Genomic DNA, 21337 nt, shown 5'->3' with positions numbered 1-21337 from the left:
GGCCGACGTTGGCGCGTCGGTCATGCTTGTGGATTCACATGATCACCGGGACGGTACACCCCTTCCCAGTGATCCACAGATCTCAAGCATTGCTCGTTGGCCGGCCGCCTGTACCCGAAGGTCGGCCCTCGCCGCCTGCTCGCAACAGGATTCGGTATCATCGCCGCCGCCCAGGCAATGCTGATCATGGTCGGGCCCGGCACTACCCTGTGGGCAGTCAGGCTGGCGCTGTTCGCCATGGGCGCGGGCATGGCACTCACCGTCATCTCCCTGCAGGCCGCCACCTTCGCCACGATCACCCCTACGGCGATCGCCCGAGCCTCGTCGGTATTCTCCACCACCCGTCAGGTCGCCAGCGCCGCCGGCGTCGCCGCGGTCGCCACCTTGCTCACCGCGCGAACCGACTCCAGGCTCGCCGACCTCGGTGCCCACGCCGCCGATCTCGCCGGCAGGCAGGAAGCGCTCTTTGCCGCGTACCACGACATCTTCCTCGTCACCACCGCGCTCGCGCTGATCGGCTTTCTCATCTCCTTGCGCGTGCGCGACAGCGACGCCATCACCACCATGCGCCCGGTTTCGACGGCGTCGAACGCCGATCAACACGGGCACCCCGACAGCGGGCATCGCACGTAGCCGTTACCCAGGCCTCCGGGCGCCGCCGGTGGCGCCGGGGACTTCATCGACCCACCCTCCCAACCACAGCCGAGGAGCAGCCAGCTTCGCCACGATCACCTCCGCGGGCGATCGCACGGGCCTCGTCGGTATTCCCGCCATCCGCCAGGTCGCCGGTGCCCCCGGCGTCGCGAGCGCCACCTTCCCGCTCACCGGCCTGGCCCGGGCCGCGCTGGAGATCCTCTGGTTCGGCGGCGGCACCCTGGCGCTCTCCACCGGCCTGACGGCCTCCGCGGCTGTCTTCTTCGCGCTCTTCGTCCTCAACGCGGTACTCCGCATCGTCTGGAAACAGGTCTGATCATGGGAAAGCACATCGTGGTGGGCTCCGGCCAGGTCGGCACGCACGTGACCACCAAACTCCTCGCCCAGGGGCATGAGGTCACCGTCGTGACCCGGTCCGGCAGCGGCCCAGAAGGGGCGGTCAGGGTCGCCGCGGACGTGGCCGACAAGGGGAGGATGATCGAGATCGCCCAAGGGGCGGATGTCCTCTACAACTGCGTCAACCCGAAATATCACCGCTGGCTCACCGACTGGCCGCCGATGGCCGAGTCCTTCCTGGCCGCCGCCGAGGCCAGTGGTGCTGTCTACGTGATGCTCGGCAACCTCTACGCCTACGGTCCCGTCTCGGTCCCGATGACCGAGGACCTGCCGCTCGCCTCGACCAGCCCCAAGGCGCAGGTACGCGCGAAGATATGGGCCGACGCCCGCGCCGCTCACGAGGCCGGCCGGATCAGGGCGACCGAGGTCCGCGGCTCGGACTACTTCGGTCCTGGCGCCACCGACCAGTCTTACCTGGGCGACCGGTTCCTCGTCCCGCTCAGGGCGGGCAAGATCATCCAGCTCGTCTGGCCGGCCGACGTGCCGCACAGCTTCACGTACCTGCCGGACGTGGCCGACGCCCTGATCATGGCGGGCCGGGACGAGCGGGCCTGGGGTCGGCCCTGGCACGTGCCGACCGCCGAGCCGGTGACCTTCCGTCAGGTGGGGGAGCTGGTGGCGGCGCTGCTCGGCCGTCCCGCGCCTCGCATGGCGCAGTTGCCGTGGCCCGTGGTGCGGGCGGCCGGTCTGTTCTCGCCCCTGATCGGCGAGCTCGGGCACGTCCGCTACCAGTTCACTGAGCCGTTCGTGCTCGACTCTTCGGCCTTCCAGCGCACGTTCGGCGTGGCGCCTACTCCGATCGACCAGGCGCTCAAGGCTACGCTCGACGGGCGAAGTCAGCCGTGATCGGCCTGGGTGACATCGCGGAGAAGGCGTACCTGCCCGTGCTCGCCGCCCAGCCCACCCTCGACCTCCACCTCTGCACCCGCAACAGCGCCCGCCTCAACCGGCTCGGCCGCGGTCGCCACCTTGCTCACCGCGCGAACCGACTCCAGGCTCGCCGACCTCGGTGCCCGCGCCGCCGATCTCGCCGGCAGGCAGGAAGCGCTCTTCGCCGCGTACCACGACATCTTCCTCGTCACCACCGCGCTCGCGCTGATCGGCTTTCTTGTCGGACCCGGTCTACCGCCGCAAGGTCTCCCGGCAGCTCAACAAGGGCGAGGGCCTGGCACGCCCTGCGCCGCGATCTGCACTACGCCCAGCAGGGCACCATCGTCCGGCCCCACGTCCAGGATCAGACCGAGCAGGCCTGGTGCCTCACCCTCCTCACCAACGCCGTGATCACAGCGGACCACCGGGTACTACGGCAAGGCGATCGCCGAGCTCCGCGCCCAGGGCCCGTTCGGTGCGGGCTTCGGGTGGATTCAGTTCGGCATCACTCGTGTCAGCCCGAGTGCGCGGTTGCGCGGTGGATCGGCCATCCTGCTTCGGCTGGGGTGAGGGACAGACCGAAGGTTCGCGCCGCGACGCCCGGGTGGGCAGGTTGCGTCGGGTCGGCCAGCAGCTCGGCGACTGCTCGGGGTGGCCAGGGCCCGGCCGAGGCTTGCTCGACCGATACATGTGCGGTCGGGACGGGACGCCCGTTGATCATTTCGACCATCTGCGTGATCGGAAAACCGCTGGGTCCGACCAGGTCGTAGACGCCGGGTTCGCCGATGCCGTCGACGGCGTTCGCGAGTGCGTCGATGACGTCGCAGGTGTGGACGGGATGGAAGCGTTGCGTGCCATCGCCGATGATCCGTACCGGGACATCTGGGCTTGCCTGGCCGAACATCAGCTCGAACGGGCTCGGAGTGTCGCCTCCGGACACAATCGGGTGAATGCGGAAGATCACGCTGTCGGCGGGGCAGGAACGCAGCAGGTCTTCCGCCTGACCCTTGGATTTGATGTACCAGTTGCCGTGCGCCGAGTCCGCTCCCACATAGGACAGGTAGATGACCCTGGCCCCCGGGCTGATCGCATCGGCGACCATCCGGGTGGTGGCGACGTTGCCCGCCTCGTAGCCGTCCCAGTCCGGTGCCGCGAAGACGCCACTGAGATGAACGACCACCGAAGCCTCCCCGAGAGCCGCCGCGGCTCGTGAGGACCGGGTCCAATCCGGGATGACTTCATCGGCCGGCAGGTCGTGCGGTGTCCGGACGAGCGCGAGTACGCGCGTGCCCGGGCCGGCCAGCCGCGGCAGCAGGTCCCGGCCAGTGCGGCTGTTCGCGCCGGTGACGACCACGGTCCGGGCTGGGGTTGATGGCGACATGAGAACCTCCAGAGATTATATGCTGTGCGAATATATAGCACAGCATATAATCGCACAGCATGTATTGTTGCGGTATGGATCGCATCGAGGAGTTCGGCCTGCTGCTCAAGGCGCTGGCCCGCGAGACCGATCGCCGGATCAACGACCTGCTCCGACCACTCGGCATCACCGCAAGCCAGGCCGAGGCACTGCAACTGCTCGACCGGTACGGCCCGCTGTCGCTGGGCGAGCTGGGCACCCTCCTGATCGCGGAAGGGGGCCATCCCAGCCGGCTCGTCGACCGGCTGGTCGCCTCCGGATTCGCCCGACGGGAGAACGCCAGCGACGACCGCCGGCGGATCGAGATCTCCTGCACCCCACGGGGCCGCGAACTCGCCCGCGCCGCCCGCGAACACAAGGAGACCTTCCGCGCATGGCTCCAGGATCGGCTGGCGGGCGTGGACCTGGGCGCGGCCACGGCGGTGCTCGAGACCTGCCTGACCGACACACCGCTGGCCGAGACGGTGCGCCAACGCCGCGAACGCGCGCTCGCCGGCGAAATCACGCCATGACCTCACTCGTGCTGGCGGATCACACCTTCGTCGTCCCCCTGGACCACGACGACCCTGATGCCGGGCAGATCGAGGTATACGCGCGCGAGGTACGCGCAGCAGGCAAAGCAGGCGAAGGACGTCCCTGGCTGCTGTTCCTCAACGGCGGCCCCGGATTCTCCGCCCCCCGGCCCCTCGGCAACGAAGGATGGCTGATCCGCGCCGTGGCCAGCTACCGGGTGCTCCTGCTCGACCAACGCGGCACCGGCCGCTCGACACCCGTCAACCGGCACACTCTGTCCCGCCTCGGCAGCACCGCTCAACAAGCCGACTACCTGGCGCACTTCCGGGCGGATGCCATCGTCAGAGACGCCGAAGTCATACGCCGAACCTTGATCCACGACGAGCCCTGGACCGTCCTCGGCCAGAGCTTCGGCGGCTACTGCACCACCACCTACCTGTCGTTCGCCCCGCAGGGCCTGCGGCAGGCCTTCATCACCGGAGGACTTCCCGGCCTGCACGCCGGCGCCGACGACGCCTACCGCGCCCTGTATCCCACAGTGGCGGCCAAGAACGCCGAGCACTACGAGCGCTACCCGGAGGACATCGAACGGGTCAGACAGATCGCCCGGCACCTGCGCGACCACGACGTCCGCCTACCCAGCGGGCAACAGCTCACCATCGAAGCCTTTCAGTCACTGGGGAACCTGCTCGGGGCCGCAACCGGAAGCCGGCAGCTGCATTACCTCCTCGAAAACCCGTTCACCGGCGGCACGCACCTGTCGGACGCGTTCTTGCTCCAGATCGACACCCAGCTGTCCTGGGCGAGCGCCAATCCGCTGTACTTCCTGCTTCACGAGGCCACCTACGCCCAGACAGACGCCCCGACCGGCTGGTCAGCCCAGCGCACCCGAACGGAATTCCCTCAATTCGACGCCACCGCGGCCCTCGAGGCCAGCACCCCGATCCTGTTCACCGGCGAAATGATCTACCCGTGGCTCTTCGACAACGACCCGCTGCTCCGGCCGCTGCGAGATGTGGCCAACCGGCTGGCCGACCGCCGTACCTGGACACCCCTGTACGACGTGCCCCAATTGGCGGCCAACACCGTGCCGATCGCTGCGGCCGTCTACGCCAACGACATGTACGTCGCCCGGGATCTGTCCCTGGATACCGCGCAAATGATCTGCGACCTGCGGCTCTGGCTGACCGACGAGTACGAACACGACGGTCTGCGGGCTAGCAACGGAGCTGTCCTGGACCGCTTGCTGTCCATCGTCCAGCAGGAACCCAAAGCCACATGACAACAACCCGCGGCGAACGGAAACACTTTTCTCTCACAAACGACCTATTGCCAGGGAAGATCATCAGACGGCCTCAGAGCGCCAGTTCTGACCTGTGGATGCCCGAAACTTGGCCAGCGGGCTGATCTGGGGTTTGGCGTTTCCGCGCTGGCGGGCATGATCGCTGTTCATGGCGTTGCAGCTGGTTTATCTGATCTTGGTTCGGCTCGCGGGGTGGGTGGTGCTGCTGGGTCGCTCGCAGAGGTCGAAGGATGCGGAGATTCTCGTCTTGCGTCATCAGCTCGCGGTGTTGCGTCGGCAGGTGGCAAGGCCTCGGCCGTCGTGGGCCGATCGGGCGGTGATCAGTGCGCTGGCGCGTCTGCTATCTCCAGCGGGTCGTCGGCGGTTGTTCGTGACGCCGGGTACGCTGCTGCGCTGGCACGCGGATCTGGTGCGGCGGCGCTGGACCTTCAAGCGCGGCAGCCAGGGTCGATCTCCCATCCGCGCCTCCGGCCGGGCCTTGGTACTTCGTTTGGCTCGGGAGAATCCGCGGTGGGGTTACCGGCGGATCGCTGGGGAACTCGCCTCTCTGGGCTGCCGGGTGGGGGCCTCCACGGTGTGGCTGATCTTGAAGAAGGCAGGCATCGACCCGGCGCCGCGGCGCGCGGGACCAACCTGGAGTGAGTTCCTGCGTGCTCAAGCTGAGGAGATCTTGGCATGTGACTTCTTCCACTGCGACACTGTGCTGTTCCAACGCCTGTATTGCCTGGTCGTCATGGAGATCAGCACGCGCCGCGTACATGTCCTCGGTGTCACCGGGCATCCGACCGGGCCGTGGGTTGCGCAGCAGGCCAGGAACCTGATGATCGAGCTGGGGGACAGGGCGGAGGGGTTCTGGTTCCTCATCCGCGATCGGGATACCAGGTTCACCGCGATGTTCGACGAAGTCTTCACGGCCGCGGGCATCGGCATTCAAGAGTCCACCTCGGGCTCCGCGGGCCGACGTGTTCGCCGAACGCTGGATCGGCGGCCTGCGCCGAGAACTGCGCTTCCCCTCTTAGCGTGGAGACCGAACCAGGAGAGGTTTGGTCGTGGCAGGAGTCACGCGGCGACGGTTTGATCCGGAGTTCCGGGCGGGCGCGGTGCGTATCGTCAAGGAGACCGGCAAGCCTGTCGCGCAGGTGGCGCGAGATCTAGGGATTAGCCCGTACACGCTGCACAATCGGGTGATGGATCGGCTCGCCGAGCAGTACAACGGCGACGGGAGCGGAACGCTGGAGGAGTCCGAGCAGGAGGAGCTGGCGCGGCTGCGGCGGGAGAAGGCCGAGCTGGTCAAGCAGCACGCCCAGGACAAAGCAGCGTGGGAGAAGGAACGCGCCGAGCTGGAAGGCGAGCGTGACGTGCTCAAGCGCTCTGTGGTCTTGGGGGTCAAAGAGGCGATGGGCCGGTGAGCGTGGCGGCCTTCATCAGCTCCCAGAAGACCGAGCACGGCATCGACCACGTCACCTCCTGCCGGGCATTAGGGGTGTCGCAGTCCTGGTTCTACAAGTGGAAGAACCGCATCGGCCAGGACACGCCGACTGCCCGCGAATGCCGGCGGGCCAGCTTGGACGCGGAGATCACCCGCCTGTTCGAGGCCTCCGGGGGAACCTACGGCTCGCCCCGGATCACGCGTGACCTGCATGAAGTGGGCTGGCGGGTATCAGAGAACACCGTCGCGGCACGCATGGCCGAGCTCGGCTTGGCCGGCCGGAAACATCGCAAGTCGCGGGCGTTGACCCGGCAGGGCAAGCGGCCGGCCGCCCCGGATCTGGTCCGGCGGAAGTTCACCGCGCCTGCTCCGGACGTGCTGTGGTGCGGCGATGTGACCGTGATCGACACCGGCGAGGGCAAGCTGTATCTGGCCACGGTCGAAGACCTGTTCTCCCGCCGGCTGCTCGGCTACGCCATGTCCGAGCATCACGATGCCGCGCTGACCTGCGCCTCACTGCAGATGGCCGTCGCCACTCGCGGCGGCGACGTGGACGGGGTGATCTTCCACTCGGACCGCGGCTCGGAGTACACCGCGGCCCGCTACCAGGACCTATGTCGGCGCCTGGGCGTGGTCCAGTCGATGGGGCGGGTCGGCTGCGCGCTCGACAACGCAGCGGCCGAGGCGCTCAACAGCACGCTCAAGGTCGAGTACGTGCACCGCCACCGGTTCCGCACCAGGGTCGAGGCTCGTCTAAAGATTGCGACCTGGATCGCGGACTTCTACAACATCACCCGGCGGCACAGTGCCAACGACGGCTCGTCGCCCGTCACATTCGAGCGTCACATGATCGAGAAGAGGAAAGCCTCATCGGCCCTGCTGAGGACCGCTGTGGCATAGGGCCGTCTCCACGTTTTCAGGGGATTGACAGAACTCCTCGATCGGATCCTCATCGTTAACGCCCGCCATTTACGGCGCGTGCTGGCTGCGTACGAGGCTCACTTCAATGAGCATCGCCCGCATCGCTCCCTGGGCCAGGCCGCTCCGCTGCGAGCCCTTCCCGACTCGGTCGAGGACCATATCGAGGTCATCCGGCGTGACCGCCTCGGCGGCCTGATCCACGAATACGCGCAGGCCGCATAGGGCGGCCGAGTTCTTGGCACCCACAGTGTCCGGTGCCAATCTCGCTCATAGCGCTGGCCTGCGGTTTCGCGTGTCGTCAAGCTGCTCTGCGATACTCATGGATCAGACCGCAGACGGCGCTTCGCCGCTGTATTCGAGCTGTGAGATCGACAACTTCGGCCGGATCATGAATGGGTTGACGTAGTGACAGCGCCTGATGCGGCCGGTGTTGGTTGTAGTGGCGCTCATACTCGGCCACGACCTGTCGCAAGTGCCGCTCACCATGTACCAGCATGTGATCGAGACATTCGCGCCGGAGCGTACCGACGAACCGCTCGGCGAACGCGTTCGCCCGCGGCGAGCGCGGCGGCGTCTTGAGGACACGTATGCCTGCCCCAGCGAGCACCCCCGTCAAATCCTCCGCTGAACTTGCCGTCCCTGTCCCGGATCAAGAATCGGAACCCGGCCGCTCGCTCCCCGGGTTCAATCAGCAGATTGCGCGTCTGCTGCGCCGTCCAGACAGCGGTCGGATGAGCCGTGACACCAAGGATATGCACGCGCCGCGTTTCGATCTCCATGACGAACAGCATGTACAAGCGTTTGAGAAACGCCGTATCGACGTGGAGAAAGTCGCACGCCAGGATGCCGGAGGCCTGGGTGACGAGGAACTGGCGCCAAGTCGGTGAAGCTCGACGCGGCGCGGGCCCAAAGCCCCGCCACCGCCACCGCCAGGACTCTGCGGACCGTCTCCTCCCCTACCCGATACCCAAGACCAAGAAGCTCGCCCTTGATGCGCCGATGCCCCAGCGTGGATTCTCCCGCGCCAGCCGGACGATCAGATCACGGATCTCTTCGGAGACCGAGGGCTGGCACCGGCCCGGAGCCGAGGATCAGTAGGTGAAACCACCTTCTATCCCGCCTCCAGTCGGTCCCCCCGACACCGAGCCGGTGACGCACGCGCCCGCGTACGCTCCATCCTCTGTCACGCGGACGCCTCCTCCTTCGGCTCCGGCGCATCCGCTCGAGAATCCGACCTTGGGCGAACCCTGCCGATCGAAGATTTCCTGCATGCGGACGACGAGGTAGCTGAGGATGGCTCCGCGGTCTTCGACCGGCGTGGCCTCGATCACGGGCCGGAGATCGGCCATGATCTCTGCCCGCACTCGCGCGGATTCCTTCTGCAGTTCCTGATTCCGCGAAAGGATGTCGCCGAGGAGTTCGGCCAGCCGCGCGGCGGCAGCATCGAGCTTCTCTCGGTCGTGGGTCAGCACGCTCATCTGTTGTCTCCCTTGTGACTGGCACGGTTCCGAGGTTCCGGGGGATCAGCAAGCCTTCCCATCAACGCGGCCGGCGTCGGGAACAACATCGAGGCCGTTTCCGATCGCGCGAGGCGGAGATAGAAGTGGGCGATCCCGGCCAGCCCCAGCATGACCGAGGGATCCTCTGCCTCGCCGGGCCCGGTCGGCCATGGCGCGGGATGACGAATGTGGTGGGTGATGCCGAAGAGCCCAACAGATCTGGCGAGATGCGAATAAGCGGGTTCGTCGAGCGCTGAGGCGACCAGTGAGAGTATTTCGGCGTTACCCATCAGACCATGACAAGCGGCCCAGTCGGGTGCGGGCGCAGACAAGGTGGCGTCGAGGGCATTCCGTGTCGTGGCCGCCGCGATACGTGCCTGTTCCAGGTACGAGGTGTCACCAAGCAACTGAAAGGCACGAAGCCGGGCGAGGGCGATGCCGGGCGCTCCATGGCACCACGTGACGGCGAACGAAGGGCCTCGAGTGCGAACTCCCGGGATCCTCCGGAAATCGGGCCAGTTCGCGCGCTTCTCGTCGAAAACCGCCTGCTCGAAACGGAATGCCTGCTCGGCGGCTTCCTTGAACCTGTGCAGCCCGGTCGCGGCGAACAGTTCGAGCAGCGCGAACCCGATGCCGGACGCGCCGTGAGACAAACCCGTCAGCCCGCGTTGCCTGGGCAACGCCCGCGACGGCCACGACCAGCCGCCCTGGCCGCGATCAGCGCCTCGCAGGATGGCATCGCCGAGCTCGACGGCCAACTCCGCCGGCATCTCCTGGCCCAGTCCGGTTGCCAGCGCCAGGAGGCCGACCACTCCGCCGGCGAGGCCGCCGAGCAGGTCGAACTCGTGGCCTGAGCCGTCGATGGTGTTCAGTTTGCCGGTTACGGCGAGCGCCTGTTCAAGGCATTCCTCATCGCCCAGACGCAGGCCCACGACCGCCGCGGCACATGCCACGCCGGTCCATCCCGTGTAGAGCCCGAGCCGCGCGGACGGCGGGGCGGCGTCGAGGGCGGCCAGAGCATGCCTGATCGCGCCAAGTGCGTGCATGCGAAACTCGGGCACTTCGGTAGTGGCGGACAGGTCGGCGAGGACGCGGGCGATCCCGGCCGTCCCGGAGTAGACGTCGGGACCGGTGGCGCGGTACGCGGTCATTTCGCCCGCGCTGTTGGGCCCGGCCACGGCTTCGAACCCCATCCATGCGCATCGGCCGTCGTGCCAGATCGCCGACTCCAGCAACCGCCGTCCGACGAGAGTCGCGACCGAAAGTGCCTCCTCGGGGTGCAGTTCAGGCCCCGCGATCCGCTCGCGCGATGGCTGCCGGGCGGGCCTTTCGCGGATTCGGGGATAGCGGTCGGTTCCGCCCCGGCCAAGGTAGGGCGCCTCAGGGTCGATCCCGTGCTCGGCGAAGCAGTCGAGGACGGTGGCGAGGCGACGGGACACGCCGCGAGCGCGAGCCTCCCGAGCCTGGACGATACCCTCCGCCACAATGCCGGACCGGTGCGTTCCGAAGCTCTGGCCGTTCCCGGGGTCCTCGGCGACCGACAGTCCGGGCGCGAGAGGTTTGGTCATGGCGGGAACGGCGGCATCGCGAACGCGAAGCTGCGCAAGAATGTCCGCCGCGACGTCCCACACGCGCTCGACATCGGCCGCGTCGATGTACAGCACGGCGACGTCGGCCCGGTCCGCCCGGGCGGAGCGCAGGAGCACCTTGAGGCGGAAACCGACGCGCGCACGGTTCAACGCCAGTGTGACCAACTTGAGGAGGAGTGTCGCCTGGTCCGGTCCGATGTTCCAGTACAGCCGGACGATCCCGCCGACCGGCGTCCAGGGCGCGTCGCTCAAAGCGACGTAGAAGCCGGGGGACGCCTTCGTGAGCTCGGACGGCATGGCAAGGCTCACGTTCACAGCGGTCCCGCCGGTCCGGGGAGCCGCCAGGTCCGATAGGTCGACGTCGACGGTCAGGCCGTTCTTCTGGACCCGCAGGCAGGTCCCGCTTTCTTCGATCACGCGCCAGCCCGGCTCGGCACCCCCACGACCCGAGTTGGCGGCCGACAACGTCTCCAAGGCGAGCCAGTCCTGGCCCTGCGGCAACCGGCCGGTAAACCGATCGGGCCGCGCGCGCCCAGGACAGTAGAAGTGCGTGTACAGATATGCGGTCAACCGGTTGACCAGGGATTCGCGCGCCGACACCGGATCGAGCCGCCGGCGGACAGAGGCCGGCAGGCCGGGCACCGGTTCACCGAACCACTCGAAGTCGGTCGCCGAGGTGATCGTGACCTGCTCGACCGCCTCCCAGAGCTGTTGCCGAAAGGGGGTCATGCGGCGATCCCAAGCAGGTGCCCGGCGGCTTCGGCGGGACGCTCCATCACGTTGAGGCTCAACTGGAGCAGGCAGATGGCCTGGCTCGTCATCTGCGGGGCTTCCTGCGTGTGCTCGAACGCCATCTGGATGAGCCGGCCCCCAGCGAAGGCCGCGGCCCGCCGCAGGAAGGCCGGTTCGATCTTCCTCCCCGTCCCGCGCTCGTACTCCTTTTCGTAGGACCGCCAGAACGCCCGGATCGCGGGCTGCATGGCATCGAGCGGATGCGCCGCCGTGCCGATGAGCGCACTGTCCATCGCGCCGGCGGTCACGGGCAGGGATAGGACCCACGATCCCAGGTACTCGCCGAAGAAGCAGCCCACGTCCCAGGCCGCATCCCCTTTGCCGGCGAGTTCGAGGTCGACGAGCCTCATCCGCGTGGAGCGTCCCCGTTCCGAGACCATGAGCAGGCAGTTGTCCCAGCGCACGTCACCATGCATGAACGCCGTCTCCTCGTATCCGTCCGCCAGCTCGTCCAGAAGCCCCCCGAACCGTGGATGGGCCTGGATGATGCGGATCAGCTCGATGTTGGTGGCGCTGAACTCCTGAAGGATCCGCGACCCGGGCCGATGGATGCGCACCACCCACGGCGGACAAGGCGGCGGCAGCGGCGCGTCGGCCGATCCGGTCAGTTGATGGAATCGGGCAAGACCACGTCCTGCGGTCGCCGCACCGGTCACCGATGGACGGCGACGATCGAGACACGCCCCTCGCAGGGTCGTGTTCTCCCTGCCGAACTCGAGAAGGAGGACCCCGAGTTCGACGTCGAACGAGTGGTAACGGGCAAGAATGCCCGGCAGGTCGTCGGAGTCCTGGAAATGCCGATAGACCGCGGCCTCGCGGGCAAGGGCAGCCCGTCCTGCCGGATCCCGAGCCTGCTTGAGGAAGTAGCGTGGACCGCCCGTCGTCGTGACGGCGAAGTTGACGTGCCGCCGTGAGAAATCGAGGACGGCGAGGTCGTCGCCGACCACGTGACTCGGTGAAAGCAGCCCACGGTCGATCAGATAGCCGACGATCTCCGGCCGTCCGAGCATTTCACACCACCCCCCCTCTCCCACCGGTACTTCAGACGCGCTTACGGACCGGTAGCGTGTTCTTTCAGCGTCGGCAGCCCGAGTCGGTCGGCACTTGGGTCAGGCAACCGGTCGCCAACGTGCAGACCGCCGGCACGCACGTGTGCTCGCCCCCTCCAGTCGGGCACGCGATGCACACCGAGGCTTGAGGGGGAATCGACTTGATTCCGCCCCCGCCCGGTTTCCTGGCGACCACGGCGCCGAGCGTGCCACCGAGATGACCGGTGGTGATGTTGCCGACCAGAAACTCCAGTTGGGCCTGATGCGTGTCCAACCGCGTGTGCCTCACCGTGGCGTCACGGCGAAGCCAGATCACGGTTCCCCCCAAGATGCTCGCGGCGGGATCGATCTTGGTGTGGTGAACCAGGTCGCGCTCTTCGAACTCCAGGAACTCTGTCAGGTCGGCCGACAGGAAGAGCCGCCAGTGCCCCTGCTCAGGCGCCCTCCCCAAAAACCCGGCGAAAGCCTGCACATCAGGTGGAATCTGCCGATTTCCCGAAATGTGGTCAACGAACTCGTCCGGTTGAAGGTTGCGTTCTTCTTTACTTCTCACCTTGGCCCACCTTCCACGCACGACCAGAGCAAATCCGATTCTGCTAGGAAAGTGCGATAACTTCCAACCCTAGAATCACCATTTGAGGCGAAATTTCCTGGGGAAGCGGAAAATTTGTCACCATATACGATGACCTGGCAAAATTATGGGCCAGCGGTGAACCAGTCGAGGTCGCCCTTCAAGGACAATGCACGACATTCCCACAAGAGATCCGAGGCCTCGCCGCATCCCCCGAAGCGACACTGCGCCAGCCGATAATCTCGTCCGGCCTGATCAGGGCCTTGCTGAGGACGGTCTGATGCGCGTTATCCCCAACCGTTCGGAGTGCGGCATGAGGATCGTCCGTGATCTTTCGCCTGGCCTATCTCGCCATCAGGAACGCCTTCGCCGCACTGCGGTTGCTGACGGTGAACGATCGGGAAAGGACGTCGAGATTCTCACCCTGCGTCACCGAATCACCGTTCTCGAACGGCAGCTCGGTGCCGACGCCAGGGTGAGATTCGCTCCCGAGGACCGTGCCTTCCTCGCCGCCCTGCTGACGTCGCTACCCCGCGAGGTCTTGCGCCGGCTGCGGCTTCTCGTCCGGCCGGATACCGTCCTGCGCCGGCACCGCGATCTGATGAGACGGCGTCATGCTGGCATGTGTCGGCCGAAGCGGGCGGGGCGCCCGCCCACGGTCCGCTCCATCCGCACGCTCATCCTGCGCCTGGTCCGGGAGAACCCGTCCTGGGGATATCGGCGAGTGCATGGTGAGTTGGCCGCGCTCGGCATCGCGGTCGCGTCCTCCACGGTCTGGGACATTCTTAAGCAGGAAGGGCTTGACCGGGCCCCGATCGGGCCTCCACCTCGTGGGCCGACTTCTTGCGCTCCCAAGCCGATGCGCTGCCGGCTTGCGACTTCATCGAGACCGTCACCCTCGCTGGGCAGCGCCAGTACATCCTGGCTGTCATCGAGCACGCCAGCAGGCGCGTCCGCGTGCTGGGTGCCACCGCCCATCCGACCGCGAGCTGGGTCGTCCAGGTGATGAAGAATCTCGTGATGGACCGGGAAGAGGTCGGTTGTCGGGCCCCGCTACCTGATCCGGGACCGAGACGGGAAGTTCCCCAGCCTCATGGACGAGATCCTGGCCGAGGCCGGTATCCGTACCGTTCTCACCGCGATCCGGGTGCCACGGATGAACGCGGCCATGGAGCGGTGGGTGCAGTCGCGCCGCCGTGAGCTGCTCGACCGCTGCCTGCTGTGGGAAACGAACGCCACCTACAGTACGCCCTGCGTGAGTACGAACAGTTCTACAACCGGCACCGTGCTCATCAAGCCCTGGATCAAGCGGGTCCGCAACGCGCCGTCCCGGACCCGATCACGAATCCGACGCGAATCGTCGACCTGAACATACGTCGGCGGGACCGGCTTGGCGGGTTCTTCCACGAGTACTCACATGCCGCTTGATCTGCTTGGATGTAATTCTCGGCGGGGGGAATCTCCGCTGCTCGATACACGCGACTCTTCGCTTGTGCTTCGGGCTTTGAAACCCCTTGGCCATCCATGGCGTTTCGCGTCTTCCAGCGCCGCGGGTGCACGTCGGCGGGCCACGGAATTATCAGGATTTCTTCCCAACAGAATTGCAATCTCTCACCCGTGACTGCTCACCAGCACTGTGGGCGATAGGCGGCGTCGGGGATCAAACGCTTCCACTGTTCTGGGGTAAGGCCGCCAACCTGGGAGCAGATCTGGCTGATGGCCGTGTGGTGGTCGAGCTGCCATGCGCTCACGGTGCCATCCGCTGTGGCCGTCATCACCGCTCCGCTATTAGGGGTGAACTCCACCTGCTGGATGTGACCGGAGTGGACCGATAGCGGATCAATACTGTCCGGTACGAGGGGATCGCTGACGTCCCACAGGTGGATCCGGCTACCCGTGGCGGCCGCGAGATAGCGTCCGTCGGGACTGAAGGTTAGCCCGTTTACGGATTCTACGTCGGCCTCGACATCCGATAGGAAGGTTGGACGAGCTGGATTCCTAATGTCGAAAAGACGAACGATCTTGTCAACGGTGGCCACGGCCATGATGTGGCTGTCCCGGGTGAAGGCGATCGCTGTGGCAGTCTGGTCCACTTCGATATCGCTGTTCTGCCTCTGCGCCGGCATCTTGGCCAGGCTCCACAGCAGGACACTCATGCCACCGCCGTATGTGCCGGTGCCTGGTTTTCCTCCCGTGCCGCCGACGACGATGCGGGAGTTTGGCGTGAACTCGACGACGCTGTAAGGATACCCGTTGTCGGTTTCCAGGCTGCCCCGATGTGCGGGAGGGCCGGAGACGCGGACTTCGAACACGTGGACGATGAGGTTAGTCCCGAAAGCGACCATGCGGCCATCAGGACTCAGCATGAGCGTGTTGCTCACGAGTGTCTTGTCGCCTTTGAACAGCAGGCGTTCTTCAGGCCGTGTGGAGTCGGTCAACTGCCAGGTTCGCAGCTCTCCGTAAATGTCGACCATGAAAAGGGTTTGCTCTTCGGCAGCGAACTCGAATCGATACAGCCCACGGAGCTCGCCGCTCTTGCGCGTGGCCAGCAGGACAGGAGACGAGAGCCGAGCGATGTCCCAGATGCGCAGCGTCCCGCTTTCGTCGAGGGTCGCCGCGAGCTTCCTGCCCGGCGCGATGGCCGTACGCGCGAGCTTGGCCGAGGGGATCCCCAGGCGCGCCGCGGGGCGCGGCTTGACGAGCTGGTCCAAAACCCAAAAGCGGATCGTGCCGTCGTTCGAGCCAGCGGCGAGGGTGCGTCCGTCGGGGGTGAATGCCACCGACTGCAGGGCATCCCCGCTCCCCCGGAAATCGGCCAACGGTTTCGGGTGGGAAGCGTCTGCAAGATCCCACAGCCGAAGCTTCCCGTCGGTGGAGGCGAGGGCGGCGATCTCACGGTTCGGACTCACGGCACTAGCGTTGAAGTCGTGGACGTTCTTGGCGACCTTGCGGACGGGACGCGTGGGGCGGGACAGGTCAAGATACTGGATGGTGTCTCCGTCGTAGGCGATGGCGCTCCTGCCGTCGTCGGAGAGATCCACCTTCGATGGAAGCGGATCGTCCGCCTCTAACTTCGACCAGCGCTTGGGTCGCTGGGGGTTGGTCAGATCCCACAGGTCAAGCCCACGCGTCGAAGGGATCGCCAGCGTCTTCCCATCTGGGCTGAGCGACATCCCATGGAAGCCAAACTTCCACGGCTTCAGCGAGCTGAGCAGCTTGGGGCGATGAATATCCCTAATATCCACGACGTACGCCACTCTCCCGGTGGTGGCGTATGCCATGGTCCGTCCATCGCGGCTGATGACGACACCGTTGATGTAACGGTCCCTGCCGTTGAAGGTGCCTCCTGGTACCGGGTGAGCGGGATCGCTGAGGTCCCATAGCTGGACGACGAGGTTCGACGTGACCGTGACCATGATCGGTGACACTGGGCTGACTGCTGCTTGCCAGATGGGTTTGTCGTCTCCGCCCAAGGTGGCGAGAAGGGCAGGCGCCTTGATGTTCGTCGTGTCCCAAACGCGCAGCACCCCGTCGTCCGCTGAGGACAGCATCAGTGGCCGATCAGCGCGAAACCAGATGTCCGACGCGCTGCTGGCGTGCGCAGCAAGGCTGGTGGCTGTGGGCGAGTCCAGGGTGGATAACAGCGAAGCACGCGCGGCTGGGGTGTCGGCGAATCGGTAGGCGGCCAGGCTGAGCTGGGCTTTGAGCGACGGATCCGGCGTGCTCTTCGCCACATCGGCAAAGTGGCGCGAGAGTGCACCGTCGCGTTGCTTGTTGGCGATGTCCCTTTGCTCGGTCGTGCGGCTCGCCTCGTTGATCGCGGCCACGGTGGCTACGACCGCGACGAGGAGAAATACCGTCAAGGTCGCGATGATCTGGTAGACGGTCCGGATACGGCGTTTTTGACGCCTTCTGCTCTCCTCGACAAAGCTCTTCTCGGCCGGCGCCAGATCGTCCAGACCGCCGTCGTCCACAGCTTCGAGAGCACGGGCGAGACGGGTATCACTGTAGAGGAACGCGGGATCCCGCCCGAACCTGAGCCATTCGGCGGTGTCATCGCTGAGTTCTTGGCGTACGAGCAGGAAGCCGTGGTCGGCCTCGATCCAGGATCGTAGCTGGGGCCAGCCGCGTAGAAGGGCCTCATGAGTGATCTCGATGGTGTCGTGGTGCTGGGTGAGCAGCCGAGCAGCGGTGAAGGCGTCCACTACCGCCGCGGCGGTAGACGGATCGGCGCTGGCGTCCACCAATTCGGAGCGGGACAGACGCCGACGGGTGTCTTGGGTGCCATCTCCGATCTTGATAAGTCGCAGGAACATCGTCCGGGCCATCGCCTGGCCGTCGGCTGTCAAACCAGCGAAAACGTGATCGGCAGTGGTGGCAATGGCGCGGTGGATACCGCCAGTGATCTGGTATCCCTCCACCGTCAAGGTGGCGCCGTGCCGTTGCTGCCAACTGGTCCGCAAAGCGTGGGCCAGCAGCGGAAGCCGGCCCGGCTCATAGCCGGCCGCTTGCGCTTCGCCGGTGTCAGCCGTGATGCCCAAATCGCGCAACAGCAGCTCGACCAGCCCCGGCTCGATCTCAAGTCCCACATCCTGGGCGGGATAGACGATAGCCTCGCGTAACTCCGCCTGCGACATCGAGCCGACCAGTAACGGACTGTCTTGCAATGCTGACCGCAGTTGCGGATAGCCGACACAGACGGCGTAGAAGTCGGCCCGTAGTCCTGCTACGACCAACGCCACAGGTCGCGTTGCGGTGGCGACGTCCGCTGGTGAGCTCGCGAGCTGGGTGAGCAGGTCGATGAACATGCCCTGCTGCCGCTCGTCGGTGCACTGGGTAAACAGTTCCTCGAACTGGTCTGCCACCACCAGGATCCGCGGCTCTGGAGCGTCCTCCGCGCTGGTGTGCTCGCGCAGTGCCTGCCGCAGCATGGTCACGCATCTTTGTGGATCGGTAGTCAGCTCTTCGACCATCCGAGCGGTGCCTGTACCGGTGAGCGTGCAGAGCTGGGCGGCCAATGCCTCAATGGGGTCGGCCGTGGGAGTGAACACCAGTGTCGGCCACCTGTCCGAGCCAGGCAGAGCGGCGTGGGCCAGCTTGGGCAGCAATCCAGCTTGCAGCAGCGAGGATTTGCCGGCCCCGGAGGGCGCGACCACCGCCTGTATTCCGCCTTTGTTCAGGCGGAGGTCGAGGCGGGCGAGCAGTTCAGCGATCAAGCCAGCGCGGCCGAAGAACCAGCGTGCCTGGTGCCGTCCGAAGGCGGCCAGCCCCGGATAGGGGCATTCCGGCGCCAGAGCGCCGGGCACGGTGCGTCGCCGCGTATGCAGACCCTCACCGTAGTGGAAATGCTGATCCCTGCCCGCTTGGTGAATGCGGGCCTGACCGGAGGCGTGCGCCTCCAGGTGAACCCCCTCACCGTCCGAATCGGCTTCCGGTTGCTGCGGATCCAGCTTGTTCGGCACACCCATGGGACCATTCCAGTTCTGGAATGGCTCTTCCGGCGTACCGGTCACCGGTCGGTGATGTGCTGGTCGCGACCGGCCTGATATACCCGGCCATGCCCGCTGGCGGTCGCCTTCATCACGATGGAGGCGATCTGTTCCTGTTCGGCCTGAGGCAGCACCGGAGTGAGGTCTTCGTCCAAGACCCGCCGCAGTTCCTCGGCCAGGGCGGGATCGGCGCGCAGTAGCTGGGCCAGCCGCACCTGCCAGGAGCCCGCCAGCGCGCGCTCGGTGTCGTCATCGCCGTCGCAGCGGGCGGCCAGCACTTGCGTACGGACCTCGGCCAGTTCAATCTCCACTGCGTCAGCCTGATCAGGGCGGAACCGCCGCCACAGGGCGACCGCTCCAGCACGAGCCTGCTGCCAGGCATCAGTGGCCATCGCCGTCACTAAAGCCGTCCCCGCAGCCAGCACGATCGGATCCATGCCCCACCCCTTACGCACTGTTTCTCGGTAATCACGGTAGAACGCGCTGCCCGGCATTACCAGCGGGACAGCTTGCATGTTGAACGTGGCCCCAGCAGATCAGCGTCCTCGAGGACATGGTTTGATCAATATCTTGGTCACCATGTCATGCTGGCGGAGAATCGCATGCTCACCCGCCCTTCCATCCTGGACAGAGCTAATTCCCCTGTCGGTTGGACAAAAAATCCACAGGTGTAGGCACCGGGTGACGGCTTGGTCGACATTTGACGCAGCCAGTTGAAAGCGGCCCTAACGGCCGTCCGGAGCCTTTTACCGAGTCTTCTCTTGACCGTCCGAGGGTTCTATCCGTAAGTTGGCTGGCCTCGTGTGTGTGTCCGGTGCCAGAAACTGGAGCTGAGGGGCCTGACCTGGTCTTAGGCTCGTCTCTCGTGTTGTTTCGGCTTCTGTATCTGCTGGTGATCAGGGTGTTCGGCTGGCTGGTGCTGCTCACTCGGAACAGCGCCTCCAAAGAGGTGGAGATCTTGGTGTTGCGGCACGAGGTCGCGGTGCTGCGTCGCCAGGTCGTCCAGCCCGGGCCGGACCGGGCTGATCGAGCGCTGCTGGCCGCGCTGGCCAGGCTGTTACCTGCTCGCCTCCGACTGCATTGCATAGTGACGCCCAGCACGTTGCTCGCCTGGCACCACAGGCTGGTCAAGAAGAAGTGGACCTACCCCGCCAAGCAGGGCCAGCCCTCGGTCTCCGAAGAGATCCGTGATCTGATCGTCCGGCTGGCGCGGGAGAATCCACGCTGGGGGCATCGGCGCATCAAGGGCGAGCTTCTTGGTCTTGGGTATCGGGTAGGGGAGGGGACGGTCCGCAGAGTCCTGGCGGTGGCGGTGTGTCAATCCCCTGAAAACGTGGAGACGGTGTTATGCCACAGCGGTCCTCAGCAGGGCCGATGAGGCTTTCCTCTTCTCGATCATGTGGTGCTCGAATGTGACGGGCGACGAGCCGTCGTTGGCACTGTGCCGCCGGGTGATGTTGTAGAAGTCGGCGGTCCAGGTCGCAATCTTTAGACGAGCCTCGACCCTGGTGCGGAACCGGTGGCGGTGTACGTACTCGACCTTGAGCGTGCTGTTGAGCGCCTCGGCCGCTGCGTTGTCGAGCGCGCAGCCGACCCGCCCCATCGACTGGACCACGCCCAGACGCCGGCACAGGTCCTGGTAGCGGGCCGCGGTGTACTCCGAGCCGCGGTCCGAGTGGAAGATCACCCCGTCCACGTCGCCGCCGCGAGTGGCGACGGCCATCTGCAGTGAGGCGCAGGTCAACGCGGCATCGTGATGCTCGGACATGGCGTAGCCGAGCAGCCGGCGGGAGAACAGGTCCTCGACCGTGGCCAGATACAGCTTGCCCTCGCCGGTGTCGATCACGGTCACATCGCCGCACCACAGCACGTCCGGAGCAGGCGCGGTGAACTTCCGCCGGACCAGATCCGGGGCGGCCGGCCGCTTGCCCTGCCGGGTCAACGCCCGCGGCTTGGGTCGTCTTCGGCCGACCAAGCCGAGCTCGGCCATGCGTGCCGCGACGGTGTTCTCTGATACCCGCCAGCCCACTTCATGCAGGTCACGCGTGATCCGGGGCGAGCCGTAGGTTCCCCCGGAGGCCTCGAACAGGCGGGTGATCTCCGCGTCCAAGCTGGCCCGCCGGCATTCGCGGGCAGTCGGCGTGTCCTGGCCGATGCGGTTCTTCCACTTGTAGAACCAGGACTGCGACACCCCTAATGCCCGGCAGGAGGTGACGTGGTCGATGCCGTGCTCGGTCTTCTGGGAGCTGATGAAGGCCGCCACGCTCACCGGCCCATCGCCTCTTTGACCCACAAGACCACAGAGCGCTTGAGCACTGTGAGACTGAAGAGGCACCGCCCGACAAGCCAGGGTCTGACCCAGCTTGAGACTGGCCACCGTGCCTTGGTGATGACCTGTCGCCCTGGCCCGGGCGGTGCCGCCGGACCAGGCGTGGATGTGTCCCCATAGGGGCCTCGCCATGTGCATCATCACAGTCCTGACCTCCTCGCCCGGCCGGTGACCATCACCTTCCGAGCCTGTGAGGAGATCCGTGATCCGCCCCGCCGACGACCACACCGTCCCTGCCGACGCCGACGTTCATGAGGAGATCGTCCTCGGCGTGGACACCCACAACGACGTGCACGTCGCAGCAGTGATCACCGTCATGGGCGTGCTCCTCAGCACCCAGGCGTTCCCGGCCACCGCCGACGGATATGCCGCGCTACTGGACTGGGCGCGCGGACACGGCCGGCTGCGACGAGCTGGAGTCGAAGGCACCAGCTCGCACGGCACCGCGCTCAACCGCTTCCTGCGCCGCCACGACATGCAGATCCTGGAGATCAACCGACCCGATCGGGCCCG

Annotated in this window: 24 protein-coding genes; 14 read left to right on the top strand and 10 right to left on the bottom strand. The window is 66.2% G+C overall.

Going from position 1 to position 21337, the window contains the following annotated elements:
- Positions 1-96: 96 nt before the first annotated feature.
- From AB0J87_RS63890 to AB0J87_RS63880, 3 genes are read left to right on the top strand one after another with little or no spacing between them, the layout of a single operon-like run.
- A complete protein-coding gene (locus AB0J87_RS63890; RefSeq protein ID WP_363985758.1) occupies positions 97-633 on the top strand; it encodes a hypothetical protein in 537 nt (178 codons plus the stop codon).
- Between the two features lie 28 nt (positions 634-661).
- Positions 662-970 carry a hypothetical protein gene (locus tag AB0J87_RS63885; RefSeq protein WP_363985756.1) on the top strand — a complete coding sequence of 103 codons (309 nt, stop codon included), beginning with the start codon at positions 662-664 and terminating at the stop codon, positions 968-970.
- Between the two features lie 2 nt (positions 971-972).
- Complete coding sequence (locus AB0J87_RS63880) at positions 973-1896, top strand: NAD-dependent epimerase/dehydratase family protein (RefSeq protein ID WP_363985754.1); 924 nt, start codon at positions 973-975, stop codon at positions 1894-1896.
- Here AB0J87_RS63880 and AB0J87_RS63875 read toward each other — a convergent pair.
- On the bottom strand, positions 1887-2135 hold the full coding sequence (locus AB0J87_RS63875; protein WP_363985752.1) for a hypothetical protein: 249 nt from the start codon (positions 2133-2135) through the stop codon (positions 1887-1889). The genes AB0J87_RS63880 and AB0J87_RS63875 overlap by 10 nt on opposite strands.
- A 299-nt stretch (positions 2136-2434) precedes the next feature.
- The gene (locus tag AB0J87_RS63870; protein ID WP_363985750.1) at positions 2435-3301 is read right to left on the bottom strand and encodes a hypothetical protein; all 867 of its coding nucleotides are present in this window, start codon (positions 3299-3301) and stop codon (positions 2435-2437) included.
- Between the two features lie 74 nt (positions 3302-3375).
- On the opposite strand from AB0J87_RS63870, the gene AB0J87_RS63865 reads away from it, so the two are divergent.
- The 6 genes from AB0J87_RS63865 to AB0J87_RS63840 all read left to right on the top strand — a co-directional run bounded on the left by AB0J87_RS63865 (position 3376) and on the right by AB0J87_RS63840 (position 7728).
- Positions 3376-3852 carry a MarR family transcriptional regulator gene (locus tag AB0J87_RS63865; protein ID WP_363985748.1) on the top strand — a complete coding sequence of 159 codons (477 nt, stop codon included), beginning with the start codon at positions 3376-3378 and terminating at the stop codon, positions 3850-3852.
- Positions 3849-5135, top strand: a complete 1287-nt coding sequence (locus AB0J87_RS63860; protein WP_363985746.1) for an alpha/beta fold hydrolase — start codon at positions 3849-3851, stop codon at positions 5133-5135. The genes AB0J87_RS63865 and AB0J87_RS63860 overlap by 4 nt, the downstream gene beginning before the upstream one ends.
- 169 nt (positions 5136-5304) lie before the next feature.
- Positions 5305-6234, top strand: a complete 930-nt coding sequence (locus AB0J87_RS63855) for a hypothetical protein (protein WP_363985744.1) — start codon at positions 5305-5307, stop codon at positions 6232-6234.
- The gene (locus AB0J87_RS63850) at positions 6206-6565 is read left to right on the top strand and encodes a transposase (RefSeq protein WP_363985742.1); all 360 of its coding nucleotides are present in this window, start codon (positions 6206-6208) and stop codon (positions 6563-6565) included. The genes AB0J87_RS63855 and AB0J87_RS63850 overlap by 29 nt, the downstream gene beginning before the upstream one ends.
- Positions 6562-7485, top strand: a complete 924-nt coding sequence (locus AB0J87_RS63845) for an IS3 family transposase (RefSeq protein ID WP_363985740.1) — start codon at positions 6562-6564, stop codon at positions 7483-7485. Before AB0J87_RS63850 ends, AB0J87_RS63845 begins: the two co-directional genes overlap by 4 nt.
- A 24-nt stretch (positions 7486-7509) precedes the next feature.
- A complete protein-coding gene (locus AB0J87_RS63840; protein WP_363985738.1) occupies positions 7510-7728 on the top strand; it encodes an integrase core domain-containing protein in 219 nt (72 codons plus the stop codon).
- 76 nt (positions 7729-7804) lie between these two features.
- Here the strand turns inward: AB0J87_RS63840 and AB0J87_RS63835 are convergent, their stop codons facing one another.
- Positions 7805-8113, bottom strand: a complete 309-nt coding sequence (locus AB0J87_RS63835) for a transposase (RefSeq protein ID WP_363985736.1) — start codon at positions 8111-8113, stop codon at positions 7805-7807.
- 124 nt (positions 8114-8237) lie between these two features.
- On the opposite strand from AB0J87_RS63835, the gene AB0J87_RS63830 reads away from it, so the two are divergent.
- On the top strand, positions 8238-8393 hold the full coding sequence (locus AB0J87_RS63830; protein ID WP_363985735.1) for a hypothetical protein: 156 nt from the start codon (positions 8238-8240) through the stop codon (positions 8391-8393).
- A 204-nt stretch (positions 8394-8597) separates the two neighbouring features.
- Here the strand turns inward: AB0J87_RS63830 and AB0J87_RS63825 are convergent, their stop codons facing one another.
- The 4 genes from AB0J87_RS63825 to AB0J87_RS63810 all read right to left on the bottom strand — a co-directional run bounded on the left by AB0J87_RS63825 (position 8598) and on the right by AB0J87_RS63810 (position 12988).
- Entirely contained in the window at positions 8598-8984 is a 387-nt protein-coding gene (locus AB0J87_RS63825) for a hypothetical protein (RefSeq protein WP_363985733.1), read from the bottom strand.
- Positions 8981-11323 (bottom strand): lanthionine synthetase LanC family protein, encoded by a 2343-nt coding sequence (locus AB0J87_RS63820; protein WP_363985731.1) that lies wholly within the window; start codon positions 11321-11323, stop codon positions 8981-8983. Before AB0J87_RS63820 ends, AB0J87_RS63825 begins: the two co-directional genes overlap by 4 nt.
- Positions 11320-12396, bottom strand: a complete 1077-nt coding sequence (locus AB0J87_RS63815) for an aminoglycoside phosphotransferase family protein (RefSeq protein WP_363985729.1) — start codon at positions 12394-12396, stop codon at positions 11320-11322. The genes AB0J87_RS63820 and AB0J87_RS63815 overlap by 4 nt, the downstream gene beginning before the upstream one ends.
- Positions 12397-12460: 64 nt before the next feature.
- Positions 12461-12988: a hypothetical protein gene (locus AB0J87_RS63810; RefSeq protein ID WP_363985727.1), complete on the bottom strand. Its 528-nt coding sequence runs from the start codon at positions 12986-12988 to the stop codon at positions 12461-12463.
- 344 nt (positions 12989-13332) lie between these two features.
- Between AB0J87_RS63810 and AB0J87_RS63805 the strand changes: the two genes are divergently transcribed.
- Together AB0J87_RS63805 and AB0J87_RS63800 are read left to right on the top strand one after the other, a co-directional pair.
- Positions 13333-13485, top strand: coding sequence for a hypothetical protein (locus AB0J87_RS63805; protein ID WP_363985725.1), 153 nt, complete (start codon positions 13333-13335; stop codon positions 13483-13485).
- Between the two features lie 614 nt (positions 13486-14099).
- Positions 14100-14375: a hypothetical protein gene (locus AB0J87_RS63800; RefSeq protein WP_363985723.1), complete on the top strand. Its 276-nt coding sequence runs from the start codon at positions 14100-14102 to the stop codon at positions 14373-14375.
- Positions 14376-14631: 256 nt separating this feature from the next.
- On the opposite strand, the gene AB0J87_RS63795 is transcribed toward AB0J87_RS63800, so the two are convergent.
- On the bottom strand, positions 14632-18519 hold the full coding sequence (locus AB0J87_RS63795) for a hypothetical protein (RefSeq protein WP_363985721.1): 3888 nt from the start codon (positions 18517-18519) through the stop codon (positions 14632-14634).
- Positions 18516-18932 carry a hypothetical protein gene (locus AB0J87_RS63790; RefSeq protein ID WP_363985719.1) on the bottom strand — a complete coding sequence of 139 codons (417 nt, stop codon included), beginning with the start codon at positions 18930-18932 and terminating at the stop codon, positions 18516-18518. Before AB0J87_RS63790 ends, AB0J87_RS63795 begins: the two co-directional genes overlap by 4 nt.
- Positions 18933-19360: 428 nt before the next feature.
- Between AB0J87_RS63790 and AB0J87_RS63785 the strand changes: the two genes are divergently transcribed.
- A complete protein-coding gene (locus AB0J87_RS63785; protein WP_363985717.1) occupies positions 19361-19873 on the top strand; it encodes a hypothetical protein in 513 nt (170 codons plus the stop codon).
- Here the strand turns inward: AB0J87_RS63785 and AB0J87_RS63780 are convergent.
- Positions 19841-20764 carry an IS3 family transposase gene (locus tag AB0J87_RS63780; protein ID WP_363985715.1) on the bottom strand — a complete coding sequence of 308 codons (924 nt, stop codon included), beginning with the start codon at positions 20762-20764 and terminating at the stop codon, positions 19841-19843. The genes AB0J87_RS63785 and AB0J87_RS63780 overlap by 33 nt on opposite strands.
- Before the next feature lie 262 nt (positions 20765-21026).
- Here AB0J87_RS63780 and AB0J87_RS63775 point away from each other — a divergent pair.
- Positions 21027-21337: transposase (locus AB0J87_RS63775; RefSeq protein ID WP_363985713.1), on the top strand; the 311-nt coding region annotated here is incomplete at its 3' end.

The organism is Nonomuraea sp. NPDC049625, from assembly GCF_040675285.1.
GTDB classification, from domain to species: Bacteria; Actinomycetota; Actinomycetes; order Streptosporangiales; family Streptosporangiaceae; genus Nonomuraea; species Nonomuraea angiospora_A.
Note: the sequence above shows the minus strand (reverse complement) of the source record. Positions and strands in the feature narration are given on the sequence as shown.